15 protein-coding genes and 3 tRNA genes are annotated in these 16,658 nt (G+C 68.3%); all 18 read right to left on the bottom strand.

Annotated features, from left to right (window positions below; all coding sequences use genetic code 11):
- Positions 1–62 precede the first annotated feature (62 nt).
- The 18 genes from rpoB to FHU34_RS04810 all read right to left on the bottom strand — a co-directional run bounded on the left by rpoB (position 63) and on the right by FHU34_RS04810 (position 16,359).
- A complete protein-coding gene (gene rpoB, locus FHU34_RS04890) occupies positions 63–3,494 on the bottom strand; it encodes a DNA-directed RNA polymerase subunit beta (protein WP_145778892.1) in 3,432 nt (1,143 codons plus the stop codon).
- Positions 3,495–4,063: 569 nt separating this feature from the next.
- Positions 4,064–4,453: a 50S ribosomal protein L7/L12 gene (rplL, locus tag FHU34_RS04885; RefSeq protein WP_145778891.1), complete on the bottom strand. Its 390-nt coding sequence runs from the start codon at positions 4,451–4,453 to the stop codon at positions 4,064–4,066.
- 55 nt (positions 4,454–4,508) lie between these two features.
- The gene (gene rplJ / locus FHU34_RS04880) at positions 4,509–5,054 is read right to left on the bottom strand and encodes a 50S ribosomal protein L10 (RefSeq protein WP_145778890.1); all 546 of its coding nucleotides are present in this window, start codon (positions 5,052–5,054) and stop codon (positions 4,509–4,511) included.
- 340 nt (positions 5,055–5,394) lie between these two features.
- Positions 5,395–6,084, bottom strand: a complete 690-nt coding sequence (locus FHU34_RS04875; RefSeq protein WP_145778889.1) for a hypothetical protein — start codon at positions 6,082–6,084, stop codon at positions 5,395–5,397.
- The gene (locus FHU34_RS04870; protein WP_145778888.1) at positions 6,081–6,971 is read right to left on the bottom strand and encodes an ABC transporter ATP-binding protein; all 891 of its coding nucleotides are present in this window, start codon (positions 6,969–6,971) and stop codon (positions 6,081–6,083) included. The genes FHU34_RS04875 and FHU34_RS04870 overlap by 4 nt, the downstream gene beginning before the upstream one ends.
- Positions 6,972–7,051: 80 nt before the next feature.
- A complete protein-coding gene (gene rplA / locus FHU34_RS04865) occupies positions 7,052–7,768 on the bottom strand; it encodes a 50S ribosomal protein L1 (RefSeq protein ID WP_145778887.1) in 717 nt (238 codons plus the stop codon).
- A gap of 78 nt (positions 7,769–7,846) precedes the next feature.
- A complete protein-coding gene (rplK, locus tag FHU34_RS04860) occupies positions 7,847–8,278 on the bottom strand; it encodes a 50S ribosomal protein L11 (protein WP_145778886.1) in 432 nt (143 codons plus the stop codon).
- A gap of 186 nt (positions 8,279–8,464) precedes the next feature.
- Entirely contained in the window at positions 8,465–9,187 is a 723-nt protein-coding gene (gene nusG / locus FHU34_RS04855) for a transcription termination/antitermination protein NusG (RefSeq protein WP_088987561.1), read from the bottom strand.
- Positions 9,188–9,226: 39 nt separating this feature from the next.
- On the bottom strand, positions 9,227–9,619 hold the full coding sequence (gene secE / locus FHU34_RS04850; RefSeq protein ID WP_145778885.1) for a preprotein translocase subunit SecE: 393 nt from the start codon (positions 9,617–9,619) through the stop codon (positions 9,227–9,229).
- Between the two features lie 214 nt (positions 9,620–9,833).
- Positions 9,834–9,906: transfer RNA gene (locus tag FHU34_RS04845), tRNA-Trp, on the bottom strand.
- 129 nt (positions 9,907–10,035) lie between these two features.
- Entirely contained in the window at positions 10,036–10,428 is a 393-nt protein-coding gene (locus FHU34_RS04840) for a MaoC family dehydratase (RefSeq protein WP_145778884.1), read from the bottom strand.
- Between the two features lies 1 nt (position 10,429).
- On the bottom strand, positions 10,430–10,876 hold the full coding sequence (locus FHU34_RS04835) for a MaoC family dehydratase N-terminal domain-containing protein (RefSeq protein ID WP_145778883.1): 447 nt from the start codon (positions 10,874–10,876) through the stop codon (positions 10,430–10,432).
- 124 nt (positions 10,877–11,000) lie between these two features.
- Positions 11,001–11,168 (bottom strand): 50S ribosomal protein L33, encoded by a 168-nt coding sequence (rpmG, locus tag FHU34_RS04830; protein WP_007073056.1) that lies wholly within the window; start codon positions 11,166–11,168, stop codon positions 11,001–11,003.
- A gap of 132 nt (positions 11,169–11,300) precedes the next feature.
- Positions 11,301–11,373 (bottom strand) — tRNA-Met (locus FHU34_RS04825).
- A gap of 24 nt (positions 11,374–11,397) precedes the next feature.
- Positions 11,398–11,470: transfer RNA gene (locus FHU34_RS04820), tRNA-Thr, on the bottom strand.
- Between the two features lie 93 nt (positions 11,471–11,563).
- Positions 11,564–14,092: a putative bifunctional diguanylate cyclase/phosphodiesterase gene (locus FHU34_RS04815; protein ID WP_145778882.1), complete on the bottom strand. Its 2,529-nt coding sequence runs from the start codon at positions 14,090–14,092 to the stop codon at positions 11,564–11,566.
- A gap of 33 nt (positions 14,093–14,125) precedes the next feature.
- Complete coding sequence (locus FHU34_RS32835; protein ID WP_167524762.1) at positions 14,126–14,284, bottom strand: hypothetical protein; 159 nt, start codon at positions 14,282–14,284, stop codon at positions 14,126–14,128.
- 884 nt (positions 14,285–15,168) lie between these two features.
- Positions 15,169–16,359: an epoxide hydrolase family protein gene (locus tag FHU34_RS04810; RefSeq protein WP_145778881.1), complete on the bottom strand. Its 1,191-nt coding sequence runs from the start codon at positions 16,357–16,359 to the stop codon at positions 15,169–15,171.
- Positions 16,360–16,658 lie beyond the last annotated feature (299 nt).

Raw genomic sequence — 16,658 nt, 5'->3', positions numbered from 1 at the left:
GTCTGTACTGCTAATTCTCGGGTGAGGTCGGGGGCCGGCGAACCGGCCCCCGACCGCTCACCTCAGACCTCTTCGACCGAGCTCGGCTCGCGCCGGGACAGGTCGATGCCCAGCTCCTCAGCGGCCCGGAACACCTCGTCGTCGGTCTCGCGCATTTCCAGGGCCACACCGTCGCTGGACAGCACCTCAACGTTGAGGCACAGCGACTGCAGCTCCTTGAGCAGCACCTTGAACGACTCCGGGATGCCCGGCTCCGGGATGTTCTCGCCCTTGACGATGGCCTCGTAGACCTTCACCCGGCCGAGCACGTCGTCGGACTTGATCGTGAGCAGCTCCTGCAGGGCGTAGGCAGCGCCGTACGCCTGCATCGCCCAGCACTCCATCTCACCGAAACGCTGACCACCGAACTGCGCCTTACCACCCAGCGGCTGCTGCGTGATCATCGAGTACGGGCCGGTCGACCGAGCGTGGATCTTGTCGTCGACCAGGTGGTTGAGCTTCAGGATGTAGACGTAACCGACCGCGATCGGGTCCGGCAGAGGCTCGCCGGAACGACCATCGAAGAGCTGCGCCTTGCCGGTACGACCGATCAGCTGCTTGCCGTCCCGGTTGGGCAGGGTCGACTCGAGCAGACCGGAGATCTCCTCCTCGCGGGCACCGTCGAAGACCGGGGTGGCCACGTTGGTGTCGCCCTCGGACTCGTGCGCGTCGATCGAGCGGAGCTGGCGCTTCCACTCGGCGTCGTCGCCCTCGACCTTCCAACCGGTCTTGGCGACCCAACCGAGGTGGGTCTCCAGCACCTGGCCGATGTTCATCCGGCTCGGCACACCGAGCGGGTTGAGCACGATGTCGACCGGGGTGCCGTCCTCGAGGAACGGCATGTCCTCGACCGGCAGGATCTTCGAGATGACGCCCTTGTTGCCGTGCCGGCCGGCGAGCTTGTCGCCGTCCTGGATCTTGCGCTTCTGGGCGACGTAGACCCGGACCAGCTCGTTGACACCCGGCGGCAACTCGTCGCCGTCCTCGCGGGAGAACGTGCGCACACCGATGACCGTGCCGGTCTCGCCGTGCGGCACCTTCAGCGAGGTGTCCCGAACCTCACGCGCCTTCTCACCGAAGATCGCGCGGAGCAGGCGCTCCTCCGGGGTCAGCTCGGTCTCACCCTTGGGCGTGACCTTGCCGACCAGGATGTCACCGGGGACGACCTCGGCGCCGATCCGGATGATGCCGCGCTCGTCGAGGTCGGCGAGCATTTCCTCGCTGACGTTCGGGATGTCGCGGGTGATCTCCTCCGGGCCGAGCTTGGTGTCCCGAGCGTCGACCTCGTGCTCCTCGATGTGGATCGAGGTGAGCACGTCCTGCTGCACGAGGCGCTGCGACAGGATGATCGCGTCCTCGTAGTTGTGGCCCTCCCAGCACATGAACGCCACCAGCAGGTTGCGTCCGAGTGCCATCTCGCCCTCGTCGGTGCACGGACCGTCGGCGATGACCTGACCGGCCTCGACGCGGTCGCCCTCGAAGACGACCGGCTTCTGGTTGACGCAGGAGCCGGCGTTGGAGCGGCGGAACTTGTGCAGCAGGTACGTCCGGCGGTGGCCGTCATCCTGGTGGATGGTGACGTAGTCGGCGCAGAGGTCCTCGATCACACCGCCGACCTCGGCGACCACCACGTCGCCAGCGTCGACCGCGGCACGGTACTCCATGCCCGTACCCACGAGCGGCGCCTCGGCCTTGACCAGCGGCACCGCCTGGCGCTGCATGTTCGCGCCCATCAGTGCCCGGTTGGCGTCGTCGTGCTCGAGGAACGGGATCATGGCGGTCGCGACCGAGGTCATCTGCCGGGGCGAGACGTCCATGTAGTCGACGGCACCGGGGACGACGTCCTCGGTCTCGCCGCCCTTACGACGGCAGAGCACCCGGTCCTCGGCGAACGTGCCGTCAGCCTTCAGGCGCGCGTTGGCCTGGGCCTTGACGAACCGGTCCTCCTCGTCCGCAGTCAGGTAGTCGATCTGGTCGGTGACCCGACCCTCGACGACCTTCCGGTACGGCGTCTCGATGAAGCCGAACGGGTTGACCCGGGCGAAGGTGGACAGCGCGCCGATCAGGCCGATGTTCGGGCCTTCCGGCGTCTCGATCGGGCACATCCGGCCGTAGTGGGACGGGTGCACGTCGCGGACCTCGAAGCCGGCCCGCTCCCGGGACAGACCACCCGGGCCGAGCGCGCTCAGCCGACGCCGGTGGGTCAGGCCCGCCAGCGGGTTGGTCTGGTCCATGAACTGGGACAGCTGCGACGTCCCGAAGAACTCCTTGATCGCCGCCACCACCGGGCGGATGTTGATCAGGGTCTGCGGGGTGATCGCCTCGACGTCCTGCGTGGTCATCCGCTCGCGGACGACCCGCTCCATGCGGGACAGGCCGACCCGAACCTGGTTCTGGATCAGCTCACCCACGGTGCGCAGGCGACGGTTGCCGAAGTGGTCGATGTCGTCGGCCTCGTAGCCCTCCTCACCGGCGTGCAGCCGGCAGAGGTATTCCACGGTGGCGACGATGTCGTCCTCGGTCAGCGTGCCCGTGGTGATCGGCACGTCGACTTCGAGCTTCTTGTTGAACTTGTAGCGCCCGACCTTGGCGACGTCGTACCTCTTCGGGTTGAAGAAGAGGTTGTCGAGCAGGGTCTGGGCGTTCTCGCGCGTCGGCGGCTCGCCAGGGCGCAGCTTGCGGTAGATGTCGAGCAGAGCCTCGTCGGCGCCGGCGATGTGGTCCTTCTCGAGCGTGGTCATCATCAGCTCGGACCAGCCGAACTTCTCACGAATGCGCTCGGCCGACCATCCGATGGCCTTGAGCAGGACCGTGACGGCCTGCCGACGCTTACGGTCGATGCGTACGCCGACCGTGTCGCGCTTGTCGATGTCGAACTCCAGCCAGGCACCCCGACTCGGGATGACCTTGACGCTGGAGAGGTCGCGGTCGGAGGTCTTGTCCGGCTGCTTGTCGAAATACACGCCCGGAGACCGGACGAGCTGGCTGACCACGACGCGCTCGGTGCCGTTGATGACGAAGGTGCCCTTGGGCGTCATCATCGGGAAGTCACCCATGAACACCGTCTGGCTCTTGATCTCGCCAGTGGTGTTGTTGGTGAACTCCGCGGTCACGAAGAGCGGAGCGCAGTAGGTCAGGTCCTTCTCCTTGCACTCCTCGATCGAGGCCTTGACCTCGTCGAAGCGCGGCGCCGAGAAGGAAAGTGACATGGTGCCGGAGAAGTCCTCAATGGGACTGATCTCTTCAAGGATCTCCGCGAGACCCGAGCGTGCGTGCGGGTCGTCCGCCGACCGGCCCTGCCAAGCCTCGTTGCCGACGAGCCAGTCGAAGGACTCGTTCTGAATGGCAAGGAGGTTGGGGACCTCGAGGTGTTCGGTGATCCTGCCGAATGAAACTCGGCGGGGAGCGAATGCGCTCGACGTACGACTGGTCTTCGCAGGGCGGGAAGCTGCCAAGATGCGTCCTTCCGAGGACCGGTGCTGCAGAACGGCTGGTACGCGTGCACTCCAATGACCCCACCAGAATTATCCGTAAACGGACATTTCCGAGCAGGGGTCGAGTCGGAAGGCAGCGCAAACTAGCAGTGTAGCCGAGAGGCTAACCGCTGTCCAGCCCACCCCGCAGGTCGTTTGCGGAACGCGCCTCGGCCCCCGTCAACCGGGGTCTGCCGGGCCGCTCAGAACGCAACTCCCCACTGGGCCGCTCGGGTGACCGCGACCGATGGTGCCGTCGCTGTCATACCCACATCGTGGCCGTCGCAAGCGCGGTGTCTTGCTGGTGTCAGCGTGCCTGGCAGGCCGGTGCCGCGTCAAGGGCCGGTATCCGGGTCGCTACTTCTTTCCTCCTGGAGGGCGACCCGCCGCGCCCGTCGGGATCCAGGACGCCGGTCGTCGGAGCCCAGCTCAGAGCCGGTCCGCGCCGGATCCACCAACACGGCGGGCGGCGATCCGTGTCGGATCACCGCCCGCCGTGACGCGATTCGTGTCCCGGCTCACGAGCCGGGTACGCGCTGGTGGAGCTCAGGTCACTTGAGGGTGACCTTGGCGCCCTCACCCTCGAGCTTGGCCTTCGCCTTCTCGGCGGTCTCCTTGTTGACCTTCTCCAGGATGGCCTTCGGCGCGGACTCGACCGCGTCCTTGGCCTCCTTGAGGCCCAGGCCGGTCAGCTCACGCACGACCTTGATGACCTGGATCTTCTTGCCACCGTCGGCGTCGAGGATGACGTCGAACTCGTCCTTCTCCTCCTCGGCCGGGGCAGCAGCGCCACCGGCGGCACCGCCGGCCGCGGCAACCGCGACCGGAGCGGCAGCGGTGACCTCGAAGGTGGTCTCGAACTGCTTCACGAACTCAGAGAGCTCGATCAGCGTCATCTCCTTGAACGCGTCGAGCAGCTCGTCGGTGCTGAGCTTCGCCATGTCTGGCGTCCTTTCCTAATGCTGATAAGTAAGAACTGGTGCGCCGTGGAAGCCCTCAGGCCGCCTCGGCGCCCTCCTTCTCGCGCTTGTCCTGCAGGGCAGCCGCCAGACGGGCGGTCTTCGACAGCGGGGCCTGGAACAGGGCCGCGGCCTTGCTCAGGTTGCCCTTCATCGCGCCGGCCAGCTTGGCCAGCAGCACCTCGCGGGACTCCAGGTCGGCGAGCTTCGTGACCTCGGCCGCGGAAATGGCCTTGCCCTCGAAGACACCGCCCTTGATGACGAGCTTCGGGTTGGCCTTCGCGAAGTCGCGAAGACCCTTCGCCGCCTCGACGACGTCGCCCGAAACGAAAGTCAGCGCGGTAGGACCGGTGAACAGCTCGTCGAGGCCGGTGATGCCCGCGTCCGTCGCAGCACGCTTCGCCAGCGTGTTCTTAGCGACCATGTAGCTGGTCTCGGCGCCGAGCGAGCGCCGAAGCTGGGTGAGCTGGGAAACCGTCAGACCGCGGTACTCGGTCAGCACGGTGGCGCCCGAGCTGCGGAAGCTCTCGGTCAGCTCAGCGACGGCCGTGGCCTTGTCGGCACGAATCGGCTTGTCCGCCATGTCCCTCCTCTCTCGTTACTCGAGGCTGGTCCCGTCACGGCCGAAGCCGGAACGGGAGCGGAGGCGACGCGACAACGAAAAAGCCCCGGCGCAGGGCGCACGGGGCGAGGGCCGGCGGATCGTCACGGTCGGCGGACCATGCTCACTGCCGAGTTACGCTTGCCGCCCTGCGCGGGTCGCCCGGTGTCGCGGGACCTTCGACCGTGCCGAAGCACGGTGACCAGCGGTCTCTGGGTGGTTCGACATCCATGAGAACACGGATGACTGTTGAAGACTACGCGCCCAGGTCACCAGCACCAAATCGCGCCAGGTGAGCCACGTCACCGACACCGACGCGGGGTCAGCCCTGGGCCCGCCGCCGCCACAGGTAGCCGCCGACGACCGCGGCGCTCCAGGCCAACGCCCACATGGTCAGCCCCAGCAGGCTGAGCGCGGCGGCGTCGCCTCCGGTGGCCCTGGCGGCGGCCATGATCGGCGGTGCCAGCCAGGGAGCCACCGAGCCGCTCAGGCCGAGCACCACCGCGCCGACACCGCCGAGGGCGAGCACCGCGACGCCGTACCCGGCACCGCCCACCGACGCCCGGCTGGCCAGAGCACCGAGGGCAACCGCAGCGGGTACGGCGACCAGGTGCGCCCACAGCCCCAGCGCGAGCCCGACCGGGATCGACCGGTCCCCCGGCTCGACCGGGCCGGAGACCCCGCCGACCAACCACGGGAACAGCAGCCCGACGCCCACCGTCACCAGCGCTGCCACGCTGGCCGCGAGGAGACCGGCCAACCGCTCGCGGGACACCCCGACCGCCACCTGTGCCAGCCGGCGCTGCACGTCCGGCTCCACGTCCAGGAGGATCTTGGTCTGCCAGGCGATGACAGGGAAGAGGACCACGGCCGAGACGCCGTACGCCTCCGCCGGCTGGGCACGACCGCCGCCGTAGAGGATGCCGAGCGTGACGAGGCCGGCGAGCAGCGGCGCGATCGCGCGGCCGGTCCGCAGGAAACCCGCCAGCCGCATCCGGATCAGGGCGTTCACCGGGCCTCCCCCGCCGCCGGCTCGACCACCGCGTCGGTCGCGTCCGGTTGCTCCGCTGTCGATTCCCCGACCACCTGCGACGGCGGCTCGGCGGGTCGGGCGGCACCAGCCTCCGGAAGAGGCTCGGTGGGTCGCGCCGGTGGCGCGGCGGTGGGGGCGTCGACGCGTACCCGCAGAATGTGATGCCCCTCGGCGCGCAACCGGGCGACGGTGCCGGCGGCCCGCGCGGCCGGCACCGCGACCTCGACCACCGCGAGCGTCTCGTCCGCCGCGGACGTCTCCTCGGTCAGCGAGCCGTCGGCCACCAGCCAGCGGCGCGCGGACGGCAACCGGACCGTTTCGCCCCGGTGGTCACTGACCAGAACGGACCCCTCGGCGGCGAGCACCTCGTCGATCAGCTCGGGCACCAGCTCGCGGGTGGCGGCGTCCAGCCCCTCCCACGGTTCGTCGAGCACCAGCAGGCCGGGAGGGCACAACATCGCCTGGGCCAGGCCCACCTTCTGCGCGGTGCCCTTCGACAGCTCCGGCAGACGGACCGAGCGGAAGGCGGACAGCCCGAGCCGGTCGATCCAGGAGGCCACCGCCTCGTCGGCCGCCGCCCTGCCCAACCCGGCCACCCGGGCCATCCCGGTCAGGTAGCGGGCCACTGTGAACGGCTGGTCGGCCGGAAAACGCTCCGGCACCCAGCCCACCCGGGCGGGTCGGTCGGTGACCCGGCCGCGGCCCGGCCGGAGCACCCCGGCCGCCACCTGAAGCAGCGTGGACTTGCCTACCCCGTTGCGGCCCAGCACGACCGCCACCTCGCCCGGACCGATCCGCACGTCGACGCCCCGCAGCACCCACGGCCCCCGCCGGTGGTACCGCAACCAGACGTTCTCCAGTCGCATGGCGTCGAGCCTGCCACACCATGAACGCGCCGGGGCGCCGCCACAGTCGTGACGGCGCCCCGGCGGAGCGAACTGTCGGCTCAGGCCTCGGCCGAGTCCTCACGGAGGTTCTTCACCAGGTTCGGGTCGACCGGGACACCCGGGCCCATCGTGGTGGTGAGGATGACCTTGCGGAGGTACTTGCCCTTGGCCGCGGACGGCTTGGCACGCAGCACCTCGTCGAGCACCGCGGCGTAGTTGTCCACCAGCTGGTTCTCCGTGAAGGAGGCCTTGCCGATGATCAGGTGCAGGTTGGAGTGCTTGTCCACCCGGAAGGTGATCTTGCCGCCCTTGATGTCCTGCACCGCCTTGGTGACGTCCATGGTCACCGTGCCGGTCTTCGGGTTCGGCATGAGGCCGCGCGGGCCCAGGATCCGCGCGATCCGGCCGATCTTGGCCATCTGGTCCGGCGTGGCGATCGCCGCGTCGAAGTCGAGCCAACCGCCCTGGATCCGGGCGACCAGCTCGTCGGTGCCCACCTCGTCGGCACCCGCCGCGGCGGCCTCTTCGGCCTTCGCGCCACTGGCGAACACGATCACGCGGGCGGTCTTACCGGTGCCGTGCGGCAGGTTGACCGTGCCGCGGACCATCTGGTCCGCCTTGCGGGGGTCGACGCCGAGGCGCATGGCGACCTCGACCGTGGCGTCGAACTTGACGTTGGTGGTCTCCTTGGCCAGCTTCACGGCCTCAGAGGGGGTGTAGAGCTTCGACCGGTCGATGACGTCGGCGGCCTTGCGGTAGCTCTTGCTGCGCTGCATTGCTGATTACTCCTGTGGTCTCTGGCGGGCCGCTCGGCGCGGGCCCTCCCACGGTCGGGTCGACGGCCTGGGCCGACGTCAGTCGTTGACGGTGATGCCCATCGACCGGGCGGTGCCGGCGATGATCTTCTCGGCCTGCTCGATGTCGTTGGCGTTGAGGTCGGCCATCTTCTTCTCGGCGATCTCACGCAGCTGGGCGCGGCTGACCGAGCCGACCTTCTCGGACTGCGGAACACCCGAGCCCTTCTGCACACCGGCGGCCTTGATCAGCAGCCGGGCGGCGGGCGGGGTCTTCAGCACGAACGTGAAGGACCGGTCCTCGTAGACGCTGATCTCGGCGGGGACGATGTCGCCCCGCTGGGACTCGGTCTGCGAGTTGTAGGACTTGCAGAACTCCATGATGTTCACGCCGTGCTGGCCGAGCGCGGGGCCGACCGGCGGGGCCGGCGTGGCCTGGCCCGCCGGCAGCTGAAGCGTGAACGTCTTGACGAGCTTCTTCTTCGGAGGCATGTCACTTCCTGGGGCTTGGAGCTGGGAAAATGCGGCTGTCGCCGCCCTCGGAGCGCGCACGGTCAGCGCGGTGCGACAGCGGCGACATTCAAGAGTAGCGCAGGCCGCAGCCCACTCGTCCGCCGAGGTCGAGCGGGAGGACTACGCCGACGTCGGCGGCGGGCCGAGCCCGCCGCCGACGACCAGTCAGATCTTGGCGACCTGGTTGAAGTTGAGCTCCACCGGGGTCTCGCGACCGAAGATCGAAACCAGCACCTTGAGCTTCTGCTGGTCTGCGTTGATCTCGCTGATCGTGGCCGGCAGCGACGCGAAGGCGCCGTCGGTGACGGTGACGGAGTCGCCGACCTCGAAGTCGAGGACCTTGATCTCCGGCTTCGCCTTCTTCTGCTCGGTCTCGACGGCCGGTGCCAGCCACTTCAGCACCTCGTCGAGGGAGAGCGGGGCGGGCCGGTCGGCCCGGTCGGTCGCGCCGACGAAGCCGGTCACACCCGGGGTGTTCCGGACACACGAGTAGGACTCGGCGGTCAGCTCCATCCGGACCAGGATGTAGCCCGGGAAGACCTTGGCCTGGATCTGGGAACGCTTACCGTTCTTGACCTCGACCTCTTCCCGGGTCGGCACCTCGACCTGGTAGATGAAGTCCTCCATGTCGAGGCTCGTGATCCGGGTCTCGAGGTTGGTCTTCACCTTGTTCTCGTAGCCGGCGTACGAATGCACCACGTACCAGTCACCAGGCGCGTAACGCAGCTTCTGCCTCAGCTCGGCGACAGCGTCGTAATCCTCGTCCGGTGCGGGCTCGGTCGTTGGGAACTCCGGCTCGCTGGCGGCCTCAACCGACTCGTCACCAGCCGCCGTCGCGACCGTGGACTGCTCGTCCACCGGTCCGGCGGTCTCGTCGTACTCAGGCACGCTCGCTCACTTCCGTCACTATCGGCTGGAGGCAGCCGGTCAGTCCGAGTTGCCGAAGACAAACAGCACGACCTTGGCGAAGCCGTAGTCCAGCACGCCGACGATCGTCAGCATCACCGCGACGAACGTCACCACCACGGCGGTGTAGGTCAGCAACTCCTTGCGGGTCGGCCAGATGACCTTACGCAGTTCGGCTACGACCTCGCGGAAGAACCGGGCGATGCGGCCGAACACGCCCACCCGACCCGTTTCCGACCGGGTGGCCGGCCGGCTGTCCGCCGACTCCGCCCGTGCGCGCGACCGCGTGGCGGTGCCGCCCCGGGAAACCGGCTCGTCCGCGCCGGTGGCGTCGTCGTCGGCTACGTCGTCGACGATCTCGTCATCCAGACGATCGTCGCCGGCGTCCTCGCCGTGCCGCTTATTGTCGGCCACTTCGCCCTCCGTCGCGGAATCTCGGGTCGCACGCCGAGCGGCGTACGCGGCGCTGGTCACGCCGGCCGGGCCCAACCGTCCCGCGACGGGCCGCGGCCGGTGGATCATCCGGAGGGCCCCGATTGCCTCGGAACCACCCCGCCGATGCCACCACCACGGGCCGGACGCCGCCATGGTGGCGGCGCGACCCACGGGAACGGTCAGGCCTGAGGCGCAGGGGTGACAGGACTTGAACCTGCAGCCTGCGGTTTTGGAGACCGCTGCTCTGCCAATTGAGCTACACCCCTATGTGGCAACACTCGCCCCACGCGGTCACAGACGACCGAGCAGGGGTCACTTGCCCCACGGCGGACCAGTGTACGGGTAGCCCCCCGACTTTCCCAACCGGTCTCCTCGCCACGCGTGGCGAGGAGGGTTCAGCGTGCCGTACGGATGGTTGCCCGGGCCTGCGAGAGCACCTTCTCGCCCAGGCAGGTCGCAGTCACGTCGAGGCGGGTCAGGCCTTCCTCGGTGACCTCACGGACCCGTGCGGTCACCTCGATCTCGGTGCCCTGGTCGTCGTCGGGCACCGCCACCGGTCGGGTGAAACGGACGCCGTACTCGACCACCGCGTCCGGTGCCCCCGCCCACTCGGTGACCGCCCGGCCGACCAGCGCCATGGTGAACATGCCATGGGCGATCACCCCGGGCAGACCAACCTTGGTGGCGACCCGGTCACTCCAGTGGATCGGGTTGAAGTCACCCGAGGCGCCGGCGTACTGCACCAGGTCGGCGCGGGTCACCCGGAACGTCTTGGCTGGAAACTCCATCTCAGGCCTCCCCGCGAATGACGTACCTGGCCCAAACGGCGACCACCGGTTCCCCGCCGACGGTGCTCACGTCGGTGCGCGTGGTCAGGAAGCCGTGCCCACCCCGGGTGCTGACGTCCTCGATCGTGTTGGTGCAGACCAGCTCGTCGCCCGCGACCACCGGCCGGGTGTACGCGAACCGCTGGTCGCCGTGCACCAGGCGGCTGTAGTCGACGCCCAGGTCCGGGTCCTCGATGATCTGACGGCTCGCGGCCATCGTGACGATCACCGGAAAGGTCGGCGGGGCCACCACGTCGCCGTGCCCCAGCGCCCGCGCGGCCTCCGGGTCGTGATGAGCCGGGTCCGTGGCACCGATGGCGCTGGCGAACTCACGGATCTTTTCTCGGCCCACCTGGTAGGGGGCGGTCGGCGGATAGGTCCGGCCGACGAAGGAAGGGTCCAGAGGCATGCCGCGAACCTACACGGAAAGCACAATCGCCGATCTGATCGGCAGGCGGCAGCGGAGCCGCGCCAGACCGGTCAGATCGGCGATTGGAAAGCTTCGACAGCGGCCGGCGCGAAGCCGGCAGCTATCAGCGGGTCTCGCGGTGGACCGTGTGCCGACCGTCACGCGGGCAGAACTTCTTCAGCTCGATGCGGTCGGGGTCGTTACGCCGGTTCTTGCGCGTGATGTAGTTGCGCTCCTTGCACTCCACACACGCCAAAGTGATCTTCGGCCGGACATCGGTAGCCTTCGCCACGGCGGAGTGCCTTCCTCGCTAACGGAAACAACTACGACGCGCCAGCCTAGACGCTGACAGCGCGGACATGCAAAGTGGGCGCCAGAAGCGCCCATTCTTACGACCACCGGCAACGAGCCCGGAAGACGAGAGTAGCGGTGGCCGGACTTGAACCGGCGACACAGCGATTATGAGCCGCTTGCTCTACCATCTGAGCTACACCGCTGCGATGGGTCCAGCTGAACCCTCGAGCCCCCTTACGGAATCGAACCGTAGACCTTCTCCTTACCATGGAGACGCTCTGCCGACTGAGCTAAGGGGGCCTGCGCGATCTCCCCGTGGGGCGCGCAGGAGTAAGAGTACACGGCCCGGCTCGACAGGTGAAATCGGATCCCCGGTGATCGTCCGCGCCCTGGTCAGGGCACGACTCGGAGGCGCGGAAGCTCCCCGTCGGCGGTCGTCTCCGGCTCGACCTGAGCACCGAACCAGGCGGCCAATCGCTCGTACGGCAGGGGCCTGCTGAACAGGAAGCCCTGCCCGATCTCACAGCCGATGTCCTGGAGAAGCTCCAGCGTCAGCTCACTCTCCACACCCTCGGCGACCACGGCCAGGCCGAACTGCTGCGAGAGGGTCACCACGGCGTTGACGATGGCCAGGTCCCCCGGGTCGGTGGCCATGCCCTGCACGAAGGAACGGTCCACCTTCACCTCGTGCACCGGCAGTCGGCGCAGGTGCGCCAGAGACGAGTCACCAGTGCCGAAGTCGTCCACCGACAACCGGACGCCGAGATCGCGCAGCCGTTGCAGGGTCGGGATGGGTCGGTCCGTGCCGTCCAGCACCCCCGCCTCGGTGATCTCCAGGGTGAGACGCTGCGCCGGCACCCGATATTCGCTCAGCAGCTCCTGCACGCGGTCCGGGAAGTGCTGGTCGGTGAGCGTACGGGCCGCGAGGTTGACCGCGATGGGCAGCGGCTGATCGGCCAGCGCCCAGTCCCGGCTGCGACGCAGCCCCTCGCGGAGAACCACCTCCGTGAGCCGGCTCAACTGGCCGGTGTGCTCGGCAACCGCCACGAAGTCCTCGGGAGCCACAGTGCCGTGCGTCGGGTGTTCCCACCGCGCCAGGCACTCGACACCCACCAGGCGCCGGTCCCGCAGTGTCACCTTGGGCTGGAAGTAGACCTTCAGCTCGTTGTCGTCCAACGCACGGCGCAGATCGCCGGCCAGGCCGAGCCGGCGCAGCGATCGGGACTCCAGCGCCGGGTTGAAGAGCTGCACACTGCCCGGCACCGACTTGGCGGCCGTGGCCGCCAGGTCGACACGCAGGAGCAGGGTCGCCGCGTCGCTGCCATGATCAGGGTGTACGGCCACCCCGACGGCGGTGTTCACGTCCAGGGTGAGCGCGTCGAAGACCATTTCGTCGCGGATCTGGTCGCGCAGTTGGGCGGCCAGCTCCAGCGCGGCCTCGGCGCTCTCCAACCGCAGCGTCACCAGGAACTCGTCTCCGCCCGCCCGGCCGACCAGCGCCGACGACGGCGCGCTGGCCCGCAACCGGCTGGCGACCTCGGCGAGGACCTTGTCCCCGGCGGCGTGACCGAGGGACTCGTTGACCTGGCGCAACCCGTCGACGTCGAAGAGCAGCAGCGCCACCACCTCACCGGGCAGGCGGATCTTGACCGACTCGTCCAGCGCGCCGATGATCCGCCGCCGATTGGGCAGCCCTGTCAACGTGTCGTGGTACGCGTCATGCCGCAACCGGTCGACCAGCCGCGAATTCTCCAACGCGACGGCGACGTGGGCGGCCACGGTTTCGAAGACCGGGATGTCAGCGGCCGTGAAATGGCCGACGTCACTGAGTCGGTTGACCACCTCGAGCGTGCCGATCACCGCCTGGCCGGACCGCAGTGGAACCACGATGACGTCTTTGACCTGGTGCTTACCCAGCGCCCTACGGACGTCATCGTCGTCGTCGAAGGCTCGCCCGGACGCCAGTGGGCGGCCGGACTGCCGAACCCGTTCGCGGACGATCGAGGGAGTAAGCGCGACGTCGAGCAGGCCACGGTCGTCGAGCCGGGCGCTCAGCAGGACCTCAGGGTGGCGACCCTGGGCCGGCAGCCAGAGCGTGGCGTACTCGGCCTGCATCAGCGCGCGGACCCGGTCCAGCAGCGCGTCGACCAGGCCGCCCTCCTGACCACTCTCGCTGATCGCCCGGGTCAGCTCGTACATGTTTCCGAGCGTGCGGTGCTGGCGAAGGAACTGAGCGTACGAGCGGTAGACCAGAACGACCGCGATCGCCAGTACCGCGATCAGGAGCACGGACCACAGGTTGGACTCGATCGCCATCAGGATCACCAGCCCGATGACGGCATTGATCGCGCAGATCACCTGCGGGGCAGGGGCGTTGCGGATCAACTCCCACCCCGCCTGCCACCCGTGCAGCAGGGTGATGACAGCGCTGATCGCAGCCAACGAGATCAAGCTGTTGACACTGACCACGGCGAAGAGGACAGCCCACGCCTTCGGGCCCACCCCCTCGACAGGAGGAAGCGCCAGCAGGACAACCCCCGCGGCCGAGGCGGCGCCGGCCGTTCTGGCGAGATTGAACCAGACCTTCGGAGCGCTGAGACGCCGACGAAGCTGGCCGACCAGCGCAGCCAGGACGGCGATCAGGACGACCGTCAGCGGCGGCAGGTAGAAGAAGGCAAGGACCAGCGGGATCTCAGTGACGATGACTTCGAGCGCCTGCCGACGTACGACGACCTGCAGCACCTGGGTGCTGGTCGCCACCATCACGCCGAAAATCGCCACCGCTCCGAAGAGATTGCCCGGAGGCGGCGGCCCAGCCAACGCGAGGACGAACGAGCAGACGATGGCCAGCACAGCCAGAGGTCCAGTGATCAGCCAGGCCTGCTCATTGGATCTACGGGCTGAGGGCGTTCCAGCCTTCATTCCGCTCCCTCGCTGGGTGTTGCGGAACCGGGCCTATCGGGCGACGGTGGCACCCTTGTCGAGGACCGGTGCGCCCCACGAGTAGTCGAACAGCTGAAGATCGCTGGCTTGACCAGAGAAGGCGCCCGCAAACGCGACCACGGCCGCGAACGCGAGGGCGGCGCGAAGGCGGCGCGGCGACCGTCCAAACATCAGCGTGCTCCTGTCGGGGGTCAGAACAAGAATCAGTGCCCCTGATCGTGCCACAGTCGAAACGACCCGCAAAGCCCACGTACGGCCGATCGGCATGACCGACCGGGCGAGCTGCGACGCTAGTTGACCGCCGCGTAATAACGCGCAGACAGAGCGTCTACGCAACGCGATCGCCAACTTCCCTTCGGCAGATAGTGCGGCTTCCAGCCAAGGCGGCGAATCGGAACTTTGCCCTTGCGGGCCCAGAGGCGACAAATCGCTCGATCCCCAGCTCTTCAGGACCAAGGCGAGAGCCCGTCCTGGCGGTGGAGAGCTGAGCCTCCGGTCCGGACCGCGCACGCCGTGTGGTTCGACCCCAGACCCCCTACGCACCCCCGGTGGTGAGACTAGCCGCTATCTCCCAGCCGGTGGAGACCGGGACGCAGAGAATTTGTTCGATCCGCTGATTGGGTGGCCTACCGAGAGGACGGGGCGGGAGGGGATGACCAGGCCCGCTCGGCACCCGGCCCGCACCCTCGGCCCGACAGCCTCTCTCGGGCAGAGCCCATTGTCGTCCGCGCCGACCCGATGACGTTCCGTCCCGACGTCGCGCCGTCGCCGCTGGTCGACATCGGCCTTGCCAGGGAAGGGGGCGTTCCGGCCACCGGCCAGGTTGCTTCTGTTTTGACGACGGCCGGCATCCGGCGGAAGGCAGGCCCGAAAGCCCTCGTCTGGCCACTGGCTGGTGCGACGTTCCGTAAGAATGCCGCTGCTCAGGGAACTTCTTACGATTGTGGTGGGGCGAGCGGCCCCAATCGCCACGATTCGCAGAACGAATTCATCGAAATGCCTGACGCTTTCAAACGCGCCATCGAAGTCCCTCGACAAGCGGTACGAAGTCCGGGTTATCGCAGCGGCCGGAATGCCGCCCGCACCTCGGCGGAGAAGAGCTCCGGCTCCTCCCAGGCCGCGAAGTGACCGCCGCTGGCCGCTTCGTTGAAGTACGCGACGCCGGGGTAGACGGCCTCGACCCAGCTGCGTGGGGCGGCCCAGATCTCCCCCGGGAACGTCGTGAAGCCAACCGGGACCGTGACCGGCGGAGGAGCCTGACCAGAGGCCTGGGCTGCGGCCAGGAAACGGCCGAACTCCCAGTACCAGCGGGCCGACGAAGCACCGGTACCGGTCAACCAGTACAACGTGATGTTGTCGACGATGGTGTCTCGGGTGAGCCCTCCGGCCGGCTCGCCGTCGACGAACGCGCGGGAAATCTTGTAGTAGCTGTCCGTGTCGTGGTCGAGCATCCAGGCGGCCAGCCCGACGGGTGAGTCCAGCAGTGAGTAGCCGATCGTCTGCGGCCGGGTGGACTGCTCAAGGAAATAGCCGAAACCGTCCATCGTGAACAGGTTGAGCGCGTCATGCGCCGCACGTTCCTGCTCAGAACCGGACGGCAACTGATCCTTGATACCGATCGCCCCGGCGAGCAGGTTGACGTGGATGCCGAGTAGCCCCTCGGGCCCCTGCCGGCCCATCGCATCCGTGACCGCAGCGCCCACGTCGCCACCCTGGGCGACGTAGCCCGCGTAGCCGAGGCGGTCCATCAACGTCGCCCACGCCTGCGCCATGCGGGCGGAGTCCCAGCCCGGGTCGGTTGGCTCCCCCGAGAACCCGTACCCCGGTAGGGACGGCAACACCAGGTGGAACGCGTCCTCGGGAGAACCGCCGTGCGCGGTCGGGTCGGTGAGTGGACCGATGACCCCCAGCAGCTCGGCGACCGAACCCGGCCATCCGTGCGTCATGATCAGTGGCAGGGCGTCCTCGTGCTGAGAACGGACGTGGATGAAGTGGATCTCAACCCCGTCGATGGTGGTCGTGTACTGCGGCAGCGCGTTCAGCTTGGCCTCGAACGCACGCCAGTCGTAATCGGTCGACCAGTAACGGGCCAACTCCTGGATCGTCTCCAACTGCACGCCCTGAGAGCGGTCGGTGACGAGCTCGCGGCTGGGCCAACGCGTGGCCGCGATCCGGCGGCGCAGGTCAGCGAGAGCCTCCTCCGGCGTGTCGAGCCGGAAGGGACGGATTTCGTTGTCGGCGGACATCTTCGCCACCTAACGGGTCGAGTCAGCCGGCGCGCCGAGCGCCGGTGGTGCTGGCACCCGCTAAGTTTCGCAGCGGCCGACGACCGGGCGGGCCGATTTCCGATCACCCACCCCACCGGAGTAGGGCGTCAGTCGGTCCGCCCCGCTTGGCCGACCGGGTCAGGTCACCGTGATGAGGGTCAGCGCCTCGATGATCGAGCGCCGGGTCTTGGCGGCCACTTCATCTCGGGGTACGGGCGCTGTGTGCGTACCACGTGGTGGGTTCTTGGTCCTCCCTCTCGCCGCCCGCGCGGGCGGCA

This window comes from Micromonospora taraxaci, assembly GCF_007830095.1.
GTDB classification, from domain to species: domain Bacteria; phylum Actinomycetota; class Actinomycetes; order Mycobacteriales; family Micromonosporaceae; genus Micromonospora; species Micromonospora taraxaci.
Note: the sequence above shows the minus strand (reverse complement) of the source record. Positions and strands in the feature narration are given on the sequence as shown.